The organism is Catellatospora sp. TT07R-123 (assembly GCF_018327705.1).
In the GTDB taxonomy this organism is placed as follows: Bacteria; Actinomycetota; Actinomycetes; order Mycobacteriales; family Micromonosporaceae; genus Catellatospora.
On record NZ_BNEM01000002.1, the window covers coordinates 739,244 to 756,531 of the forward strand.

A 17,288-nucleotide genomic window follows, 5' to 3' on the forward strand; every position below is an offset into this window, starting at 1 on the left:
CACAATCGGACGACGCCGTCGAGGTGCCGGTTAGACTCGCGCATCTCTCCGATGCCGAGGATCGCCGATGAGTGAGCACCCGGGTGGTTCACCCGCCCAGCGCCCGGACCTCCCGCCGCACGAACCCGGTCCCCAGGAACTCCGGGACATGGCCATCACCGGGAAGGCGATCCTCAGCGAGCGCGGCCTGCGCACCGTTCCACCGGCGCTGTTCGACATCCGGCAGCTCGAGCACATCGACCTGCGCGGCAACCGGCTGACGGCTGTCCCTGCAGAGCTCTTCGCGCTACCAAACCTCAGAACGCTCAGACTCGACCTCAACGACCTCTCGTCCTTGTCTGCCGGGCTGAACCGGGCACGCGTCCTCGAGGTCCTCACCCTGTCCCGCAACGAGCTGGAGGAACTCCCTGCGGAGATCGGCGAACTGCAGCGCCTCATCATGCTCGACCTGCGCGAGAACAGGCTTCGCCACCTGCCGGCGGAAGTCGGCGAGCTGCCCGCACTCAGCCACCTCTTCCTTGAGCAAAACCAGCTGACCAGCCTGCCGGCCCAGCTCGCCGAGATGGTGCGCCGCAGCATCAGCCTGGAGGTGTCGAACAACCCGTGGGACGACCCGCTGCCCGAACTGTTCGAACGCGGCACGACAGCCGTGGCGGACTACCTGGCCAGCCTCGTCGACGGCGAGCCGCTCTACGAGGCGAAACTGATCCTGGTCGGTGAGGGCAACGTCGGCAAGACGAGCCTCGTCGCGGCGCTGCGCGGCGAACCGTTCGTGCGCGACCGGCCCACCACCCACGGCATCGAGGTCCAGCCGGTCGCCCTCCCCCACCCCGACACCGACGCCCAGATGACGCTGCGCGTCTGGGACTTCGGCGGCCAGGAGGTGTACCGCGTCACGCACCAGTTCTTCTTCAGCTCCCGGGCGCTGTACGCGGTCGCCTGGAAGCCGCGCGAAGGCCAGGAGCAGAACGAGGTCGAGGGGTGGCTGCGCCGCATCCGGCTTCGCGTCGGCGCCGGAGCGAAGGCGCTGGTGGTGGCCACCCACGCCAACGAGAGGGCCGCCGAGCTGGCATACGCCCAGCTGCAGGACGCGCTCCCGGGCCTCGTCGCGGGCCACCACGAGATCGACAGCGTCGACGGTACGGGCGTCGACGCGCTGCGCCAGGCCATCGCCGACGAGATCGCCCGGCTGCCCCAGATGGGCCAGCTTCTCAGCAGGCGCTGGATCGCCGTCCGCGACGAGATCCTGGCCCTGGCCGGGACCAGGCCCCAGCTCGACCACGCGGACTTCGCGGCGGTCTGCGCCCGCCACGGGCTGTCGGCCAGCGAGACCGGCACCCTGGCCGACCTGCTCCACGACCTCGGGCAGATCATCCACTACGGCGACGACGAAGGCCTGCGCGACATCGTCGTGCTCAACCCCGAATGGCTCACCAAGGCGATCAGCTACGTGCTCGAGGACCGGGCCACCCGCGAGGGCGGCGGCGTGCTCGACCACCACCGGCTCAGGCAGATCTGGGGCCCGCGCGACGGCGAGGACGGGTACGCCGCCGAGCACCACCCGTACTTCCTGCGGCTCATGGAGAAGTTCGACGTCTCCTACCGCCTCACCGACGACCCCGACCGCAGCCTCATCGCACAGCTCGTCTCGCAGAACCGGCCCCCGCTGCCGTGGGACGCCGCCACCCCGATCCGGCCCGGTTCCCGGTGCCTGCGGCTGGTGTGCGAGCTGAACGAGCCCGCCCCCGGGCTGATCTCCTGGCTGACGGTGCGCCACCACGCCGCCTCTGCCGGGCTGCACTGGAGCAACGGCGTGTTCCTGCGCCACCCGATCGCGGCGTACCGCTCCGAGGCGCTGCTCCAGCTCGACGGCCGCCAGCTGAGACTCCAGGTGCGGGCGCCCTCCCCCGACCTGTTCTTCAACGTCCTGCGCGACAGTGTCGAATACCTGGTCCGCAGTCGGTGGCCAGGCATGACCTACACGCTGCTCGTCCCCTGCCCGGCCGCCGTCGCCGACGGGACCGCGCTGTGCCCCGGCAGCTTCCCGCTGCCCGGCCTCATCGGGCTGCGCGAACGCGGCCGGACCACGGTCGACTGCATGGCCTGCTTCGGCCAGCACGACATCGCGCAGCTGCTCACCGGCTTCACCTCGACCGACTTCCCCCGCATCAAGGAAGAGCTGCAGCAGCTGCACACCGAGGTGAGCGCCGTCGGCAACTCCGTACGCCGCCTCCTGCGCGCCATCGGGCCGGAGGTCACCGACTGCCCACGGCTGTTCACCGTCGAACGCCAGGAACGCTCCTGGCTCCAGCGGCTGAACCCGTTCCACGAACACCACTACCTGACGCTGTGGTGCGAGCACCCCGGCTCCTGGCACCCGCACACCGCGGCGACCTACGAACTGGCCGAGCCCAAGGCCTGGCTGACCGAAGTCGGCCCGTACGCCCGCGTCGTGGTCAACGCGCTGCGCATCATCGCACCGGCCGTCGGGACCATCGCCGACCTGGCCGGCGCCGCCGACGTCAAGGCGCCGGTCGAGCAGATGAAGGGCATCCTCGACTCCTTGCCGCCGTATCCGCGCGACTCCGGCTACCACTGGGGCAGCGGCCTCGGCGCGCTCGAAGGCGGGGCGCTGCGGCGGTTCCGCCAGTTCATGTTCACCATCGACAGCGACCGGGCCTTCGGTGACCTGCGCCGGGTCATCGACCCGTCCGGCGACTACCTGTGGGTATGCCCGGACCACTACCACGCCTACGACCCCGGCCTGCCGGTGCTGCCCCGGTAGGCCGGGGCTGCTCAGAGCTCTGGCGGGCGGGTGCGCAGCACGAAGGTCGCCGTAAGCGCCACCCGCTTGTCCCGGTCGTCGAGCAGACCGGTCAGCGTCGCCCGCGCGAGCGGCCCGGGGACCTCCGCGAGTGCCGCGGTCAGGCGCAGGCGGGCCGGGTCGGCGGCGGTCGCGAGTTCGGCGGCGATGGCGCGGGCGACGGCCTCCTCCTGGCCGTGACCGGCGGCGAGCACGGCGAGGACCTCGGCGGCCTCGACGTCGTCAGGGCCGTTCACGACGAGGGCGACCAGCGCCGGGATGGTGTCGGCGGTGCCGCGCCGGCCGCGCGCAAGGGTGCCGCGTGCGCTCACCAGCGGATCGGGATGCCGGTACGCGTCGGCGAGGACCGCCACGGCCCGCGGCGAGTCGATCTTCGCCAGGGCCGCCAGGGCCCGGTGCCGCCGCTCGGGGTCGGGCGAGTCGAGGGCCTCGGCCAGCACCGGGATCGCACCCTCGCCCTTGCGCGCCAGCGCCCACTGCAGCGCCCCGGCGACGTTCGCGTCGGCCTCGTTCAGGGCCGTCTCGGCGAGCAGGGTCGTGTCCCGCTCGTCCTGCTCGCCGAGCGCCAGCACGAGACGCTGCCGGGCCGACGGGCTGCCGGTGTCGAGCCCGCGCATCAGCCCGATCGTGCGCAGCACGTCAGACCACGCGGCCGGGTCGCTGGCCCGCACCTGCCCGAGCCGGTGCAGCAGCTCCTGCTCCCGGGCGAGGCGCTCGTGCGTACGCGCGACGAGCTGCTCCACCATCGACGCCGGGCTGAACGACAGGTCCGCGAGCACGTCGGCTATCTCCTGCAGGCTCAGCCCGAGCGTGCGCAGCCCCTCCACGTGGAAGAGGCGGCGCACGTCGTCCGGCGAGTACTGCCGGTAGCCGCCGTGGGTGCGCCCGGTGGGCGAGGCGAGCCCGATCCGGTCGTAGTGGCGCAGCATCCGGGCGCTGATCCCGGACTGCTCGGCGACTTCCCCGATCAGCATCTGCGTTCACCCTTCGACAAGCGGCGCCCCGAGCAGCGCGACGGTCCGCTGCGCGTGTGCGATCGCGGCATCGAATCCCTCCTCGGGGTCCTGCATGATCCGCTCGGTGGCCATCGCGTGCGCGCGCACGCCCGGGTCGGCGGCGGCCTTCGCCCGTTCAACGACGGGCAGGGCCGCTTCGCCGAGGACGGCGAAGGCCCGGCTGAGGCTCAGCTGCACGTCGCGGCCACCCCGGTGGAACTGCGTCGACAGCTGCTCGGCCAGGCCGGCCGCGGACCCTTCGGGCACCAGGCCGGCCGCGGTGCGCCAGGCGGCGCGGGCGACCTCGTCGTCGGGATCGAGCAGCAGCTCCGGGGTGATCGCCGGCCAGGCACGCCGTACGCCGATCTTGGAGAGCGTGTGCAGGGCCTGGCTGCGGGCCTGCGGCAGCTCCGACTTCAGTTCGATCAGCAGCCGGTCGACCGTCGGCTCGGCGTCGTGGCGGGTCAGCGCCCAGGTCAGCATGTCGCGTACGAAGAAGTCGGGCTCCACCGCGCACCGCTGCACCAGCGGCTCGACATACGCCGGATCCGGCCGCGTCCCCGCCGTCAGGGCCGCCTGGAGCCGTGCCGAAGGGGCCGCGGCCCCCAACGCGGCCGACAACCGCGAACCCAGCTCATTCCCGTCTTCCCGCACCATGCGGATCACCTCCGCCCCCGATTAGAAAGCTTGTCACGATGACAAGGTCAAGCCGCGACCCCGGCCCCCGGCCCGACACGGCGGGGCACGGGCGAGGGGCGGGCTTGGGAACCAGGGCGCAGGCGTACCCTGATCGCGTGGATCAAGAGGATCGCATTGCCCTGTTCCTGGACTACGAGAATCTGGCGATCGGTGCCCGTGATCACCTCGGCGGGACGACGTTCGACCTGCGGCCCATCACCGACGCGCTCGCCGAGCGCGGCCGGGTCGTGGTCCGCCGCGCGTACGCCGACTGGTCGTACTTCGACGAGGACCGGCGCCTGCTGACCAGGTCACATGTCGAGCTGATCGACATCCCGCAGCGCATGGGCGCCTCGCGCAAGAACGCCGCCGACATCAAGATGGCCGTCGACGCGCTCCAGCTGGCGTTCGAGCGCGACTACATCTCCACGTTCGTGTTCGGCACCGGCGACAGCGACTTCACCCCGCTGGTCCACAAGCTGCGCGAGCTCAACAAGCGCGTCATCGGCGTCGGGGTCGAGCAGTCGACCTCGGCGCTGCTGCCGCCCGCCTGCGACGAGTTCCTCTACTACGACCGGCTCGAAGGCGTCGAGATCCGGCCCGCGCGCACCCGGGGCAGCCGGGTGACCTCCCCCGCCAAGGCCGCCGAGCCCGCGCCGCAGCCGGTCGAGCAGGAACTCGAACCCGCGGCGGCCCCGGAGGAGTCCCCGCGCGACGTCGACACCCTCGCCGTGCTCGTCGCCCAGACCGTCGCCGGTCTGCAGGGCAGCTCCGGCGGCGCGGTGACCGCCTCGACGCTCAAGCGCACCCTGCTGCGCAAGGACCCGACGTTCAACGAGGCCGACTACGGCTTCCGCACCTTCGGCGAGCTGCTGCGATACCTCGCCGGACGCAACCTCGTCGAGCTGGCCGAAGGCCCCGCCAAGGGCGACCCGGAGGTGTCGCTGCCCGAGCACGGCGGCCCGGAGGCGGAGTTCGGGCTGCTGCGCTCGGTCGTGACCGACCTGAGCCGCAACGCGGCCCCGGTGGCGCTGTCCGGCCTCAAGAACCACCTGCGCCGGGCCCAGCCGGACTTCAGCGAGAAGAAGCTCGGCTACCGCAGCTTCCTCCAGTTCTGCAAGGCCGCGGCGACCGCGGGCGTCATCGACCTGCGCTGGGACCCCGACTCCGACGACTACCTCCTGACGACGACCCGCGCCTGAGCGCCCGAGCGCCGGCAGAGGTGCAGTTTCGGGGAAAGTGCTGGAATCCTGGCTCGGATTCGTGCACTTTCCCCGAAACTGCACTGATCTTGAGCAGGCAGGCCGGGCGGCCGGGCCGGAGGCGTCAGTTGTCGTAGAGGAGCGGTCGCGACGCCTATGGTGAAGGCCGGTCACGAGGTCGACAGTGAGGTCCTGGCATGAACGACTACTCCGACAGGCTCGTGGAGTTGCTGGGTGTCGCCGACGACGTGGTCGACTGCGGGTGGGAGCCGACCGAGGCGGAGATCGGACGCCCCGTCCCGGCAGACTACAAGCGGCTGATCAGCCATACCGGCAGCGCCGCTCTCGACGACCACCTCACCGTCTTCGCTCCCCACACCTCCGACGAGGTGGACCTCGCCGCGCTGGTCAGGGAGCGCGATGCGGCCTGGGAGCACCTTCGCGCGGGCGGCGCCACCGACCTGCCTGAGCGGTTCTTCACCGAGGGACGCAGGCTGATCGCCTTCGCCGGTGTCAACGCGGCCTACCTCTACTGGAACGCCCGAGACGGTGTCCGCCCGGAAGACTGGGGTGTGGTCATCGTCGACGCAGACCTCGACAACTGGTACGAACTGGAGATGTCAGCAACCGAATGCCTCTACCGGGTCCTCACCGGCGAGATCGAGTTCGCGCCGTTCATGGGCCTGTTCGGACGTCGCGGTCACAGCGCAGGCCGTTTCGGGCACTGAGCCCGCTCGCCACGAGCGGCGCAGAAATGCCGGCGGCGGTGTCGGAACGGGGCGGCCGTGTTCGTAGCAGGGGTGCACACAGTCACCCGCCACGACGCCTCGTGGCGCAGCAGCCAAGGAGCCGCACGATGACCCACATCGCCCGCCGCATGTACGAGCTCCTGGAGCCGATCTGCCTGGTCACCTATATGGCTGACGAGTGCAACCAGGAGCTGGCGGCACTGGGTCACCGCAACTACTGGGACGGCTACTTCGCCAGCCGCGCCGCGCCCCTGGGGCGGGTGCCGGCTCACGTCGTGCACGCGGCCTTCTACAACTTCGCTGACGGGGAGGCCGCACGGCACATCCCCAGCGCGTGGGAGACGATCACGCCCGAGGCATCCCTCGCCGCCCGCGAGCGGGGCAGCGCGGCCTCCGTGCGGCGGATCCTCGGCGCCGAGCTGACCGGCTCCGCGGGCCTGGTCCGCGCCGCCGACCTGACCACGAAAGCCGCGCTGAGCGCACCCACCGAAGGCCGCGTGATGTACGCCGCGCTGCGCACCGTCGCGGTGCCGACCGACCCCGTCGCCCGGCTGTGGCACAGCGCGAACATGCTGCGCGAGCACCGCGGTGACGGGCACATCGCGGCACTGCTCGGCGCCCGGATCGGCGGCATAGAGGCCCACGTGCTCAGCGCGCTGGCCAACGGCATCTACCCGCCGGAGTCGTTCGGGCGCATCCACCACCTGCCGAAGCGGCGGCTGGCCGCCGTCATGGACGGATTGCGCGAGCGCGGGATCGTCGATGCCGACGGCCGGTTCACCGACGCCGGCCGCGAAACCCAGCAGCGCATCGAAGCCCTGACCGACGAACTCGCCGCCCCGCCCTACGATGCCCTCTCCCCGGCCGAGCTCGACGAGCTGATCGCCGAGCTTCAGCCCATCACCGCCGCGCTGGTCGCCGCAGGATCGCAGTGACCGGCAGCGACCGACGACGCTTCCAGGACAGACGGCAGTGGGCGGTCAGCCGTGCGGGTGGACAGCGAACGTGTCGTCGATGCTCAGCACGTCGGCATCTCGGCGAACCCGCTGTTCCCCGGCGAACGCGCCGCCGGCGATACGCAGCCGCGATGGTTGAGTGATCTCTTTGACCGCGCGGTGCCACGGTCCGGCCGGATCCTCGCCCGGGACCGCCGCGACCACGACGGCCGAGCTTGGCCGGGCAACGTCGTAGTCGTCGTGGGGCTCGGTGTAGGAGACGAATCGGAGCATGATCGGGCCGGACCCTATCGGTGCGGCAGGCAGCTTCGGCGGCACGTGCCGCCACTGCTCCTCGAGCGCGGCGAAGGCCTTGTCGCGCGCGGGGCCGCGGTGCGCGCTCGCGGTGAGGATCGCGCTGCCCGCAACGGCCGCGATGCGGCAGATCTCGTTCAGCGGCACGGCCGCTGCCAGGTGCGGGTAGTAGCCGACGAGCCGCACCTGAAGCATCAGCGTGTGCAGCGCCCGTGCGGCCGCCTTCTGCTGCGCGGACAGAATCGCAGCCCGCACCGGCTCACGCCGCTGCGGCCGGTCATGGGGTGTGCCGGGGTCGGCTGCCCGAGCCGCCGCCGACTCGTGCCACTGTGGATCGTCAGGCCATACCGTGCCTTCGTCGGCGCGCAGGTGGCCCTCTCGCCCGAGGGCTACCGCCAGGCCGGTATCCGTGCAGGTGACCGCGACTCCTACCCGGTCTTCGGCGTCGAATCCGAATTCGGTGACGCCGTCGAAGGTGAACATGAGCGGCGCCGGGGGCCAGGGCTTGCGGGACCCGTCCACAGCCACCCGTCCCGTGCTGGGCTGGAATCGCCGCGGGGCGGCGAGCGTCAGGTGCATCCGCAGGCCGGTGGCCGTCGCGCTCACGGTCATCGACCGGACGGCGGCGGCCGCCAGGTCGTAGTCGACGCTGAGCCCGCGCACGACCTCCGCCGTCAACGGGAAGGAACCCGGCCGCAGCTCACCCCGGTAGTCCCGGCGAGCGGAAGGCTCAGGCCTGGCCGCCGGCAGGAAACCCGCCAGCGCCGGGTCGAGGTCGATCAGCAGCTGCCGCCGGGCGGCACCGAGGTCGGCCATCCACAGCAGCCCGGCACGGGCCCGCCCGGAGCGCAGCGGCCGCACCGCTGAAGCAGCACTCACCAGGGGAAAGATGTTGTTGTCCCAGATGTCGGCGATACGGCCGACCCGGACCGGGTCGAAGTTACGCGCGTCCGCCGCCAGCTCGGCAACCTCCGCCACCGACCGGTCGAGCAGTCCGGCAAACGTCTCCAACGGAGATATCACGCCGGGAGTATGCCGCATCCGCCGCATCCAGGCCGGACACCCGCTCGGGAGCTTGACCGGACCCACCACGGCCTCGCTCGACCTGCGTACGGTCACTGGACCTCGATTACTCCGGCGTGACGCAAGAGCGGACGATCACCTGGCGACGTTGATCAGCGGCTGAGTGGCTTGCGATAGCGGTGGTACTCACGGACCACCTGGAAGCCCAGCCGTTCGTACAGCGACTGCGCTCCGGCCGGATCGTGGCCCTCGGTGTGCAGCCGGATCGGCCCGGCGCCCTGCTGGGTCAGCGTGCTGAGCGTCCGGGTGAGCATCGCGGTCGCCAGGCCACGGCGCTGGAGGTCCGGATCGACCTGAACGTCCTCGATCTCGATGCGGGCTGGTGAGCGGCTCGCGGCGACGAACCCCACCACGCGGTCGTCGCTGGTCGCTACCTGGAACAGGGCGAGCTGCGAGCTGCTGAGCCAGTCGCGCAGCTCCTCCTCGGTCGGCAGCGAGAAGAACGGCCGCCCAGCCCACACCCGGGCAGTGAGGGCGAACAGCAGGCGGGCGTCGGCGACCGTGGCGGCTCGGACGGTGACGCCGTCAGGCAGCTGCCGAGGTGGCACCGGTGACCCGTCGTGCTCCATCTCGACCATGGTGAACACCTGCCGATACCCGCTGCGCTCCAGCAGCGCCATCCGGTCCCGCTGGACTGTCGACGCGTTGCCGGCGAGCACGACCGGGCCGCGCCCGGTACTGCTGACAGCCAGTCGAGCCGCGACGGCCTCGGACTCGCGCAGTAGACGCAGGCCCAGGCCCTGCCGCCGGTCGGAAGGCGCCACGTAGCCGTCACTGAGATAGACGCGGGTTCCGTCGTCCTCCGTCCAGGACCGCAACGAACCCCACCCGACGACCGAACCGGACGCCTCGACCGCGACGACTGCCCGGTCCGCCGCCTCCATCCCGCGCCGCACACCGTCCAGATCCAGGAGAGGCTCCATGGTGGAGTGGACATCGACGACGTCAGCCGCGGCATGCTGGGCATGCAGCCCATGAATCGCCGTCACGTCGTCGGGCCGGAACGTGCGCAGCAGATACTCGGGCACGCGCCGAGTACATCACCGCCGTCAACCCGGTATGGCTACGTTCGCAAGTTGGTCGACTGGGCTCGTCGTCTGCACCTCGGCTGGGTCGTGGTCCACGCAATCGCGTGGACGTCCGAGCTCGTGCCGGGCACACTCCTGCGGGTGAGCGCGACGGACATCGACCTGGCCCTGCGATACCTGGCTGACGTCGGGATCACGCCGATCGGACCCAACCGGTGGAGGTGGGACGACACGCCCCCGGAGGAGATGTCGGACGAGGATGTGGCTTTCCACACCGCGTTCGAGATCACCACCGACGAGGACCTGGCCGGCGTGCAGCGCGTGCACACAGCGCTCGGCCTGCTCGACCTGACCGGCGCCTTCGAGGTGCTGATCCACCTGAACGCCTACGTCCTCAACAATCCCGACCAGGAAGTCGCCAACGCGTTCTGGGCTGGCTTTCGCGACAGGATGGCGGTCCCGAAGCCGATCGAACACCTGCGGCTGCACTTGACGACCTTCTGGTTCTGGCGGCACACGACTACCAAGACCGCCTTCGACGCGCTGCTCGGCGACGATGTACGCCGCCTCGCAGCGGACGGCCACCTGCCCGAGCTGGCCACCGGTTCGCTGCACCTGCGCGCTCGCCACGTGCTGGAAGACTCAGGGTCGGTCGACTGGGACGACAAGCGCGACGTCTATCAGGCCGCCGCCACCGTCGCCGAGCTTCGTCCGGCGGTCTTCCGCGCCCTGCTCGGCAGCTATCACGCCGTCTACGGCAGCCTAGACCCAGCCGAGGCCCTGACCATGCTCGAAAGCCTGCACCTGCCCGCTGACACCGAACACCTGCCCCAGCTGCACGCGGTCCTGCGCAACGGCGTCGCGAACCACTACAAGGATCCCGCCGCCTGGCATCCGTGACACAAAGGGTCGCGGCGTCGCCGGATCTGCTGCGATCCGCGCGAGCCTGCCCGCGCGACTCATCACCGTACGTAAGGGCGAACAAGCCACCGGTATCCAACCTGGCCGACAGCTAGGCCGGATCGGCGGACAGCGCCTCGACGACGTCCCTGCGCTGGAGCATCGCCACGCACCACGCGTAGTGGCCGTCCCTGCCCGACGGATCGTAGGCGTTGCTGGTGAGCACGGCGTAGACCGCGCGGTAGAGCAGCAGCCGGGTCATCGGATATCCGGCCTGGTCGTGCAGGCGGTGGAGCAGATCTTCGTCGTACGCCCGGTGCTGGCTGCCGTACATGTCGAAGACGGCGGCGGTGATGCTCGCGTCGAAGGCTGGGTCCGCTTCGGTGGTGAGGAATCCCCAGTCGAGCACCGCGGCCAGGGCTCCCGCCGGGGTCACCAGGACGTTGGCCGGGACGAGGTCGCCGTGCACGACCGTTGCGGGGACGGCGGGCAGGTGCTCCAGCAGCAGTCTGATCCGTTTCATCAGCTCGTCGAAGCCGTCGACGGAGGCGGCGAGCTGGTCGCCGTAGCGCCGTACGCGGCGGTCGAGCAGGGCGGACAGGGCGCTTGGCCAGGTGCCGTGTCCTTGCCATACCGGGATGTCTTCGTCGATGGCCGTCAGCGCGCGGCAGGCCGCACCGGCCGTGGTGGCCCGCAGTTCGGCCAGGATGGCGAGCATGCAGCGCTTGGCCTGCTCCGGTGTCACCTGCCCGGACCTCAGGGCGTCGCGCAGCGGTATGCCGCCCAGCTCCCGCTCGACCGTCACCGCGTGGCCGGCGGTCTCGTGGACGTCGAGGATCTCGGGGGTCCGGAAGGAGAGGTCCTGGCCGCTCAGGTGGGTGCAGAAGGCGCGCAGCGGCGCCAGCTCGTCTGGCTTGCGCTGGAACCAGACCTTGCCGACGAGCCCGCCGCCGAGGGCGTACACCGCGCCCTCCATGCCGCGCCCGATGAGCTCCGCCCTGGGATGTCCGAGCCGGGCGAACCGCGTCGACCAGTCCACGCCGTCGGCGCTACTCGTAGCCGGTGGCGGCGACGAGTGCCTCGGCGAACAGCCGCCACTCGGCCACGGCCGGGTCGGGGCCGCCGGTGTTCGCGCGTAGGCAGCAGGCGAGCGCTTCGAGGAAGCGTTCCAGGGTGCCGTTCTCCCACGCTGCCGGATCGGCGCGCAGGTCAGCCAGCATGCGCTCGGTGATCTGGGCGGCGTCGGCCGCCGACGCCACCGCCCGGAGATCTTCCAGGGGTACGGCGGCGAAGCGTCCGGTCACAGCGTCCATGGGCAGATCATCGCTGTCAGCGCCCGCAGTAGGCCAGCACGTTGTCGACGCAGCCGTCCGATCCGGCGGCCGCGTCGACGGTCAGGCGGTCGCCGTGCCACGGGTCGTAGCGCAGTCCGGCCACGTCGGACCAGGTCGGTGTGGTCGGCTGGTCGGGCTCGGGCCGCCGCTGCTCGACCCGGCGGCGGTGCTCGGCCTCGTCGGAGCAGACGACCTCCACCAGCCGCAGCGGCACGTCCTGCGCGGCGGCCAGATCGCGCCAGCCCTGCCTGGCCTCCTCGACCGGGTTCACCGCGTCGACCACGACGAGGCCGCCCAGCGCGAGCTGCCCGGCGGCCGCGGCGTGGGCCACCGAGTACGCCGCGAGGCCGACCGCGCCGTCGCGCGGCAGCCCGACCCGCCACATCGCGGCCTCCAGCGCGTCCACGCGCAGCCACGTCGCCCCGAGCCGCTGGGCCACCTGGCGGCTCAGGGTCGTCTTGCCCACCCCGGGCAGCCCTCCGAACACGACCAGCACCGCACTCCCCCGCTCCTGTCGGCACGCCGGAACGCCCGCCACCGTACCCGTGGGCCGGGTCCGGGTACGGTGGCGGGCATGACCCATCCCGTACAGCTGTCCGCCGTGCTCCTGGTCGACCGCGACGGGGCGCTGCTGCTACAGCTGCGCGACGAGCACGCGCCGAACTACCCGAACATCTGGGGCCTGCCCGGCGGGCATGTCGAGCCCGGGGAGACCCCCGAGCAGGCCGCGCCGCGCGAGCTGCTGGAGGAGACGGCGCTGCGCCCCGACGAGCCGCTGCGGCTGTTCGAGACCCAGCACCTGCCCGAGCACAACCTGGTCAAGCACTACTTCTACGGTCCGACCTCGGCGGTGCAGGACGACGTGGTGGTCGGCGAGGGCGCGGCGATCGTGTTCGTCGCGGCCGGTGAGGTGTTCGACGGGCGCACCTTCACGCCGGGTACGCGGCAGACGCTGGAACGCTTCCTCGCCTCCCCGCAGTACGCGGCGCTGGCGGCCCGGTCCTGATGGCGGCGCGCACGCTGTACCTGGTCCGGCACGGGCACGCCGCCGCCGACGGGAACCTGAGCGACGACGGGCGCCGCCAGGCGGAGCTGACCGGGCTGCGGCTGGCCGGGGTGCCGTTCGCGGCCGTACACCATGGGTCGCTGCCCCGGGCGACGCAGACCGCGCACCTGATCGCGGCGCAGCTGCCGGGGGTGCCGGTCGCGTCCAGCGAGCTGGCCGACGACTACGTGCCGTACGTGCCCGAGTCGCTGCCGCCGGTGTGGTCCGGTTTCTTCGACGGCTACAGCGCGCCGGAGCTGGCCGACGGGGCGCGGCGGGCGCGGGCGCTGGTCGAGCGGTTCGCCGCACCGCCCACGCAGGACGTGCACGAGCTGGTGGTCACGCACGCGTTCGCGGTCGCGTGGCTGCTGCGGCACGCCCTGGACGCGCCCGAGCACCGCTGGCTGGGCCTCAACCAGGCCAACTGCGGCGTGACCGTCATCCGGTACGACGAGCAGCGCCCGCCCGCGCCGCTGGTCTTCAACGACCTGTCGCACCTGCCCGAGCCGCTGCGCTGGACGGGCTTCCCGCCCCACCTGCGCCCCTGAACCGGGACGCGGGCGGCGGGCTCAGCCCAGGTGGCGTACGCCCGCCATGCCCGGGTCCTGCCTGGCGGCCACCTTGGCCCGGCCCTCGGACCAGCGCGGCAGCGCCGCCTCGACCCGGGCCCGCGCCTGGCTCTGGGAGTCGACGTACAGGTGCAGCGTGCGCAGCAGGTCGCCGGTCTCGTGGGCCACGAGGGTCCCGTCGGCGCCGACCGACATGGTGAGGTCGTCCTCGAACGCCCGCAGCGCGTCCAGCGAGCCCTCCACCGGCAGCCGGCCCGCGTTGGCCGTACGGAACGGCAGCGCGACCGCCAGGTGCTGGTCGAAACGGGGCCAGCGGGCGGCGCGCAGCGGCAGGTTCGCGGTGGCGATGCAGGGCAGGCCGCTGCCCTGCCCGGTCATCAGCGTCCAGCTGTCGCCCCGCCCGGCCAGCCGGTGTACGGCGTCGCGCAGCTGCGCGGGCGGCTGAGCGTCGGCGGGAGCCGCCGCAGACCATTCGATGGCACCGAGCCAGGTCTCGACCTGGTCCTCGCCCAGCAGCCAGTCCAGGCTGAGGAAGGTGACCTGGGCGCGGGCGCCGTCGGGCAGCCGCTCGAAGTCCGGGTGGTGGCAGACGACGTCGACCTGGCCGCGTTCCTCGTGGACGGTGAAGGCGTAGCGCAGGCCCGACATGGCCAGCCGGACGTCGCCGAAGCCGAGCTCGCTGCCGAACACCTTCTCGTCGGCGATGCGGGCCATGCGGTATTCCCAGACCGCGTCGGCCGCGGGCGCGGCGGCCAGCCAGCGGGCGGCGGCCGCGCGCAGCTCGGGCCGTCCGGCCGGGGTGACCACGAGCGCGTGCGTGGCGGTGGTGCCGGGCGTCAGCTCGAACTCCAGCGCCGGGTCGATGGCGTTGACGAGGTCGCCGAGCTCAGCGGCGTACCGGCTCGGGTCCGCGCCGGTCACCGACGCGGCGAGTTCGTCGCGCAGCACCGCCCACCGCGTCCAGAACGCCGCTACAGCGTGGGGCGACGGCTTGGGTTTGCGCTGGAAGAACGGCATGACGGGCGAGTGTAGGGGTTGGCTCACGCCCGCCGACGGCGGGGACCCCGGCCCGATACGGGCTGCGCGGGCGCGCCGGTCCCCCTACGATCTCGGGACATGCGCGCTCCCCGGATCATCGAAGTCGCCGGCGTCGTGGTCACGACGGCTCTGCTCGCCTTCGCGGTGGCCCAGACCTGGCCTGGGGCGCGCCCGACGGCCGCCGCGCCTGGGGCGGTGACGCCCTCGTTCACCGAACCGGATACGCCGCAGGGAAAGCGCGCTTTCCGGGAATTGTGCCCCATAGTCAACCGGCCGGAGGTGCTGGCGATCGTGGAGGACCCGCCGCAGGTGCGCGGCATGGGCACCTCGTACGGCGACAGCTATCTGATCTGCACCGTGTCGTTGCAGCAGTCGGCGGTGCGTATCGAGGTCGGCACCGAGGTCACCGTGTCCCAGATGAAGCGGCTCAGCCCGAAGGACCGGTCGCTGACCGTTCAGGGCCGCCCGGCGCTGCTGGAGTACGGCACCGTTCCGATGCATACCGCGACACTGCTGGTCGCCCGCGACGCCGCCGACACCGGCGCCTACTTCTCGATCGTCGCCATCACGCCGGAGACCCCCGTCGACGAGGCCGCGATGGTCCGCATCGCCGAACTGGTGCTCCCCCGCCTCCCGGCAGCGTGAACGACCTTCGACCGCTCCTCCGCCGCGTTGCCGTCTGGTTCCTCGTCGTCAGCCGACGCGGGCTGCGAGGTGCTTGAACAGCCTCGACCGCAGCCGATCGCAGCATGACGGTCCGGGACGGGCGATGTGCGCGTCCGGGCGGCGGCATGCGGTCGTCACCCTCTGAACCGACGCATGGCCAGCACGTCCGATGGGGTCATCCGCAGGAAGAACACGCCGAGGGCGAGGGAGATCGCGCCGAGCACCGCGCCGGCGACGAACGCCCGCAGGTCGTGGGCGCCGAGATCGTGTAGCGCGGAGGCCGTCAGACCGAAGCCCGGGCCGAGGAACATCAGCGTGATCAGCCACTTGCTTCCGATCATGAACACGCTGAAGAACGGCCCATGCGGCGACTGGGCGAGGTCGAACTGATCGCGCCACCAGCCGCCGGACTGCGACGGCCGCCGGACCGCATCCCGCCTACGGGCGATCGTCGGCGGCCGGTAGGGCCTGACCCGCGCGCGAGGCTTGCCCGCCTCGCCCCTGCGCCGCGGCGCCTTCACCATCCATCCCCCTGCTCTTGATCCATGCGGGGGGATGTTAGCCGACGTTGGCCAGCTCAAGCGCCAGTGGCGACGGACATATGGGGATTGTCCGTCTCCCGCTTCGACTGCTGACGATGGACGGCAGGCGTCACTGCGTATTGCACTTGTTGGGCCATCCTTGCTGCTGGCCGTAGTGCCAGATCGCCTGACAATCCGCACTGTTCAGGAAGCTGCAATCGCAGCTGTCGTAGACCCAGCGTGCCCACCGGTCGAAGCAGTACTGTATCTCGTCGGCCGTCTGCACATGCGTCGGGCTGTCGCAGATCGGGTCGGGTCCGGCCGGGCTCACAGCTACAGCGGCTCCCGATCCCATGATCGCTGAGGTGAGCAGTTCAAGGATCATGGTTTGCCCTTCGCCAGCGCGCTGCCAGAGAGGCCCGCCACTGGGCTGGGGTGCGATGGGGTAAGAAGATGCTCCTCATGAGCTGCGCTTCAACCCCACTGTACGTTCAGAGCAGCGAGCACACGCGCGCATCGACGACTCCGATCGAAATGCCAGTAGCATGCCTGACCATTGCGCCATCGCCGGTCACGAGCGGGCAGTAGAGGACGGCGGCCAAGCTGCCGTTGACAGGCGTTCCGAACAGATCGGCGAACTCCTGGCGGTCTTCCGAACTGAAGGTGCCGAGCAGGGGTGTGGACGGGGCGCAAAGGGATCAACCCGGCGGTACTGCCGTCTACCGGTCGCCGCGCTCCGTTGGCGGTCAGCCTGGAACATAGCCGTTTGCAGAGTGGACCGACAGGCGGAAGCCCATCGGCACCCGCTGGTGACGAGGCAGGCCGAGCACCTCGTAGTCGACCGCGAGGTCATCGAGGAACAGCCCTGATCCGGGGGCCATCTCCACGTCCGGGATCATGATCGTGACGAAGACCGGCAGCTCCTCGCCCGCCGCCACTCTGACCGACCGGAGCGGCTCCGCCGCAGCCGGGTCGAACACGACGGCAGTGGCCTTATCCGCATGGTTCACCGCCAGGCGGAGGATCTTGAATACGTGCTGATCCGCAGGACCGTCATTGACTGTGACGCCGGTGATCGTCACCGGCCACGGGCCGGGATTGCGGATGGACGCGCCGAACGTGACCTCCGTTCCGGGAATGAAGGCAAACCGCAGCTCCGTCCTCGGCCCTTCCGTGCGGGACTGCGCGTCAGTCCCGTGCCACCACGAGCCGCCATGATCGAGGCGATGGCCGATGGTGGCCGACAGGTAACCGGCGCACAGTGCGACAGCCAGCGTCGCGGCGACCAGGAGCCGCCGACGACGTGTCACAGGAGGTCTCCGTGAAGGGACGTGCGCCGACGTCAACGTCATGACAGTGCACGTTACAACGCGCATGCGCGCGGGCCCTGTCCCACGCCGCCGCGT

At 71.3% G+C, this 17,288-nt stretch carries 19 protein-coding genes; 8 read left to right on the forward strand and 11 right to left on the reverse strand.

The features are described 5' to 3' along the window. Window positions 1-67 precede the first annotated feature (67 nt). Window positions 68-2,785: a COR domain-containing protein gene (locus Cs7R123_RS23565; RefSeq protein ID WP_212829895.1), complete on the forward strand. Its 2,718-nt coding sequence runs from the start codon at window positions 68-70 to the stop codon at window positions 2,783-2,785. Window positions 2,786-2,796: 11 nt separating this feature from the next. On the opposite strand, the gene Cs7R123_RS23570 is transcribed toward Cs7R123_RS23565, so the two are convergent. Both Cs7R123_RS23570 and Cs7R123_RS23575 read right to left on the reverse strand, forming a co-directional pair. Beyond that, a complete protein-coding gene (locus Cs7R123_RS23570; protein ID WP_212829896.1) occupies window positions 2,797-3,798 on the reverse strand; it encodes a HEAT repeat domain-containing protein in 1,002 nt (333 codons plus the stop codon). A gap of 6 nt (window positions 3,799-3,804) precedes the next feature. Continuing rightward, window positions 3,805-4,476 carry a HEAT repeat domain-containing protein gene (locus Cs7R123_RS23575; RefSeq protein ID WP_212829897.1) on the reverse strand — a complete coding sequence of 224 codons (672 nt, stop codon included), beginning with the start codon at window positions 4,474-4,476 and terminating at the stop codon, window positions 3,805-3,807. A gap of 137 nt (window positions 4,477-4,613) precedes the next feature. On the opposite strand from Cs7R123_RS23575, the gene Cs7R123_RS23580 reads away from it, so the two are divergent. From Cs7R123_RS23580 to Cs7R123_RS23590, 3 genes are all read left to right on the forward strand, one after another. Next, the gene (locus Cs7R123_RS23580; protein WP_212829898.1) at window positions 4,614-5,699 is read left to right on the forward strand and encodes a PIN domain-containing protein; all 1,086 of its coding nucleotides are present in this window, start codon (window positions 4,614-4,616) and stop codon (window positions 5,697-5,699) included. A gap of 197 nt (window positions 5,700-5,896) precedes the next feature. Further along, window positions 5,897-6,427, forward strand: coding sequence for an SMI1/KNR4 family protein (locus Cs7R123_RS23585; protein WP_212829899.1), 531 nt, complete (start codon window positions 5,897-5,899; stop codon window positions 6,425-6,427). Window positions 6,428-6,555: 128 nt separating this feature from the next. Then, entirely contained in the window at window positions 6,556-7,383 is an 828-nt protein-coding gene (locus Cs7R123_RS23590) for a MarR family transcriptional regulator (RefSeq protein WP_244872098.1), read from the forward strand. Window positions 7,384-7,428: 45 nt separating this feature from the next. On the opposite strand, the gene Cs7R123_RS23595 is transcribed toward Cs7R123_RS23590, so the two are convergent. After that, a complete protein-coding gene (locus Cs7R123_RS23595) occupies window positions 7,429-8,748 on the reverse strand; it encodes a hypothetical protein (protein ID WP_212829900.1) in 1,320 nt (439 codons plus the stop codon). Between the two features lie 125 nt (window positions 8,749-8,873). Next, entirely contained in the window at window positions 8,874-9,704 is an 831-nt protein-coding gene (locus Cs7R123_RS23600) for a GNAT family N-acetyltransferase (protein ID WP_212829901.1), read from the reverse strand. 6 nt (window positions 9,705-9,710) lie between these two features. On the opposite strand from Cs7R123_RS23600, the gene Cs7R123_RS23605 reads away from it, so the two are divergent. After that, window positions 9,711-10,709, forward strand: a complete 999-nt coding sequence (locus Cs7R123_RS23605; RefSeq protein WP_212829902.1) for a hypothetical protein — start codon at window positions 9,711-9,713, stop codon at window positions 10,707-10,709. A 112-nt stretch (window positions 10,710-10,821) separates the two neighbouring features. On the opposite strand, the gene Cs7R123_RS23610 is transcribed toward Cs7R123_RS23605, so the two are convergent. Genes Cs7R123_RS23610 through Cs7R123_RS23620 form a run of 3 tightly spaced genes read right to left on the reverse strand, consistent with a single transcriptional unit; the run spans window position 10,822 to window position 12,539 of the window. Next, complete coding sequence (locus Cs7R123_RS23610) at window positions 10,822-11,748, reverse strand: phosphotransferase family protein (protein WP_212829903.1); 927 nt, start codon at window positions 11,746-11,748, stop codon at window positions 10,822-10,824. Between the two features lie 10 nt (window positions 11,749-11,758). After that, on the reverse strand, window positions 11,759-12,022 hold the full coding sequence (locus tag Cs7R123_RS23615) for a hypothetical protein (RefSeq protein WP_212829904.1): 264 nt from the start codon (window positions 12,020-12,022) through the stop codon (window positions 11,759-11,761). A 16-nt stretch (window positions 12,023-12,038) separates the two neighbouring features. Next, window positions 12,039-12,539: an ATP-binding protein gene (locus tag Cs7R123_RS23620; protein WP_212829905.1), complete on the reverse strand. Its 501-nt coding sequence runs from the start codon at window positions 12,537-12,539 to the stop codon at window positions 12,039-12,041. A gap of 78 nt (window positions 12,540-12,617) precedes the next feature. On the opposite strand from Cs7R123_RS23620, the gene Cs7R123_RS23625 reads away from it, so the two are divergent. Further along, on the forward strand, window positions 12,618-13,049 hold the full coding sequence (locus Cs7R123_RS23625; protein WP_212829906.1) for an NUDIX domain-containing protein: 432 nt from the start codon (window positions 12,618-12,620) through the stop codon (window positions 13,047-13,049). Further along, a complete protein-coding gene (locus Cs7R123_RS23630) occupies window positions 13,049-13,636 on the forward strand; it encodes a histidine phosphatase family protein (protein ID WP_212829907.1) in 588 nt (195 codons plus the stop codon). The genes Cs7R123_RS23625 and Cs7R123_RS23630 overlap by 1 nt, the downstream gene beginning before the upstream one ends. 21 nt (window positions 13,637-13,657) lie before the next feature. Here the strand turns inward: Cs7R123_RS23630 and Cs7R123_RS23635 are convergent, their stop codons facing one another. Next, window positions 13,658-14,674: a DUF695 domain-containing protein gene (locus Cs7R123_RS23635; protein ID WP_212829908.1), complete on the reverse strand. Its 1,017-nt coding sequence runs from the start codon at window positions 14,672-14,674 to the stop codon at window positions 13,658-13,660. A 99-nt stretch (window positions 14,675-14,773) separates the two neighbouring features. Between Cs7R123_RS23635 and Cs7R123_RS23640 the strand changes: the two genes are divergently transcribed. Next, window positions 14,774-15,340, forward strand: a complete 567-nt coding sequence (locus Cs7R123_RS23640; protein ID WP_212829909.1) for a hypothetical protein — start codon at window positions 14,774-14,776, stop codon at window positions 15,338-15,340. A 155-nt stretch (window positions 15,341-15,495) separates the two neighbouring features. Here the strand turns inward: Cs7R123_RS23640 and Cs7R123_RS23645 are convergent, their stop codons facing one another. The 3 genes from Cs7R123_RS23645 to Cs7R123_RS23655 all read right to left on the reverse strand — a co-directional run bounded on the left by Cs7R123_RS23645 (window position 15,496) and on the right by Cs7R123_RS23655 (window position 17,192). Next, the gene (locus Cs7R123_RS23645) at window positions 15,496-15,885 is read right to left on the reverse strand and encodes a hypothetical protein (RefSeq protein ID WP_212829910.1); all 390 of its coding nucleotides are present in this window, start codon (window positions 15,883-15,885) and stop codon (window positions 15,496-15,498) included. A gap of 127 nt (window positions 15,886-16,012) precedes the next feature. Beyond that, window positions 16,013-16,267 carry a hypothetical protein gene (locus tag Cs7R123_RS23650; RefSeq protein ID WP_212829911.1) on the reverse strand — a complete coding sequence of 85 codons (255 nt, stop codon included), beginning with the start codon at window positions 16,265-16,267 and terminating at the stop codon, window positions 16,013-16,015. Between the two features lie 361 nt (window positions 16,268-16,628). Continuing rightward, complete coding sequence (locus Cs7R123_RS23655) at window positions 16,629-17,192, reverse strand: hypothetical protein (protein WP_212829912.1); 564 nt, start codon at window positions 17,190-17,192, stop codon at window positions 16,629-16,631. Between the last annotated feature and the right edge of the window lie 96 nt (window positions 17,193-17,288).

Coding starts and splice junctions, on each gene's coding strand:
- Cs7R123_RS23640 (WP_212829909.1), top strand. CDS start 14,774: ATGCGCGCTCCCCGGATCATCGAAGTCGCCGGCGTCGTGGTCACGACG.
- Cs7R123_RS23585 (WP_212829899.1), top strand. CDS start 5,897: ATGAACGACTACTCCGACAGGCTCGTGGAGTTGCTGGGTGTCGCCGAC.
- Cs7R123_RS23590 (WP_244872098.1), top strand. CDS start 6,556: ATGACCCACATCGCCCGCCGCATGTACGAGCTCCTGGAGCCGATCTGC.
- Cs7R123_RS23635 (WP_212829908.1), bottom strand. CDS start 14,674: ATGCCGTTCTTCCAGCGCAAACCCAAGCCGTCGCCCCACGCTGTAGCG.
- Cs7R123_RS23595 (WP_212829900.1), bottom strand. CDS start 8,748: ATGCGGCGGATGCGGCATACTCCCGGCGTGATATCTCCGTTGGAGACG.
- Cs7R123_RS23565 (WP_212829895.1), top strand. CDS start 68: ATGAGTGAGCACCCGGGTGGTTCACCCGCCCAGCGCCCGGACCTCCCG.
- Cs7R123_RS23625 (WP_212829906.1), top strand. CDS start 12,618: ATGACCCATCCCGTACAGCTGTCCGCCGTGCTCCTGGTCGACCGCGAC.
- Cs7R123_RS23600 (WP_212829901.1), bottom strand. CDS start 9,704: ATGGAGCCTCTCCTGGATCTGGACGGTGTGCGGCGCGGGATGGAGGCG.
- Cs7R123_RS23630 (WP_212829907.1), top strand. CDS start 13,049: ATGGCGGCGCGCACGCTGTACCTGGTCCGGCACGGGCACGCCGCCGCC.
- Cs7R123_RS23575 (WP_212829897.1), bottom strand. CDS start 4,476: ATGGTGCGGGAAGACGGGAATGAGCTGGGTTCGCGGTTGTCGGCCGCG.
- Cs7R123_RS23570 (WP_212829896.1), bottom strand. CDS start 3,798: ATGCTGATCGGGGAAGTCGCCGAGCAGTCCGGGATCAGCGCCCGGATG.
- Cs7R123_RS23645 (WP_212829910.1), bottom strand. CDS start 15,885: ATGGTGAAGGCGCCGCGGCGCAGGGGCGAGGCGGGCAAGCCTCGCGCG.
- Cs7R123_RS23650 (WP_212829911.1), bottom strand. CDS start 16,267: ATGATCCTTGAACTGCTCACCTCAGCGATCATGGGATCGGGAGCCGCT.
- Cs7R123_RS23615 (WP_212829904.1), bottom strand. CDS start 12,022: ATGGACGCTGTGACCGGACGCTTCGCCGCCGTACCCCTGGAAGATCTC.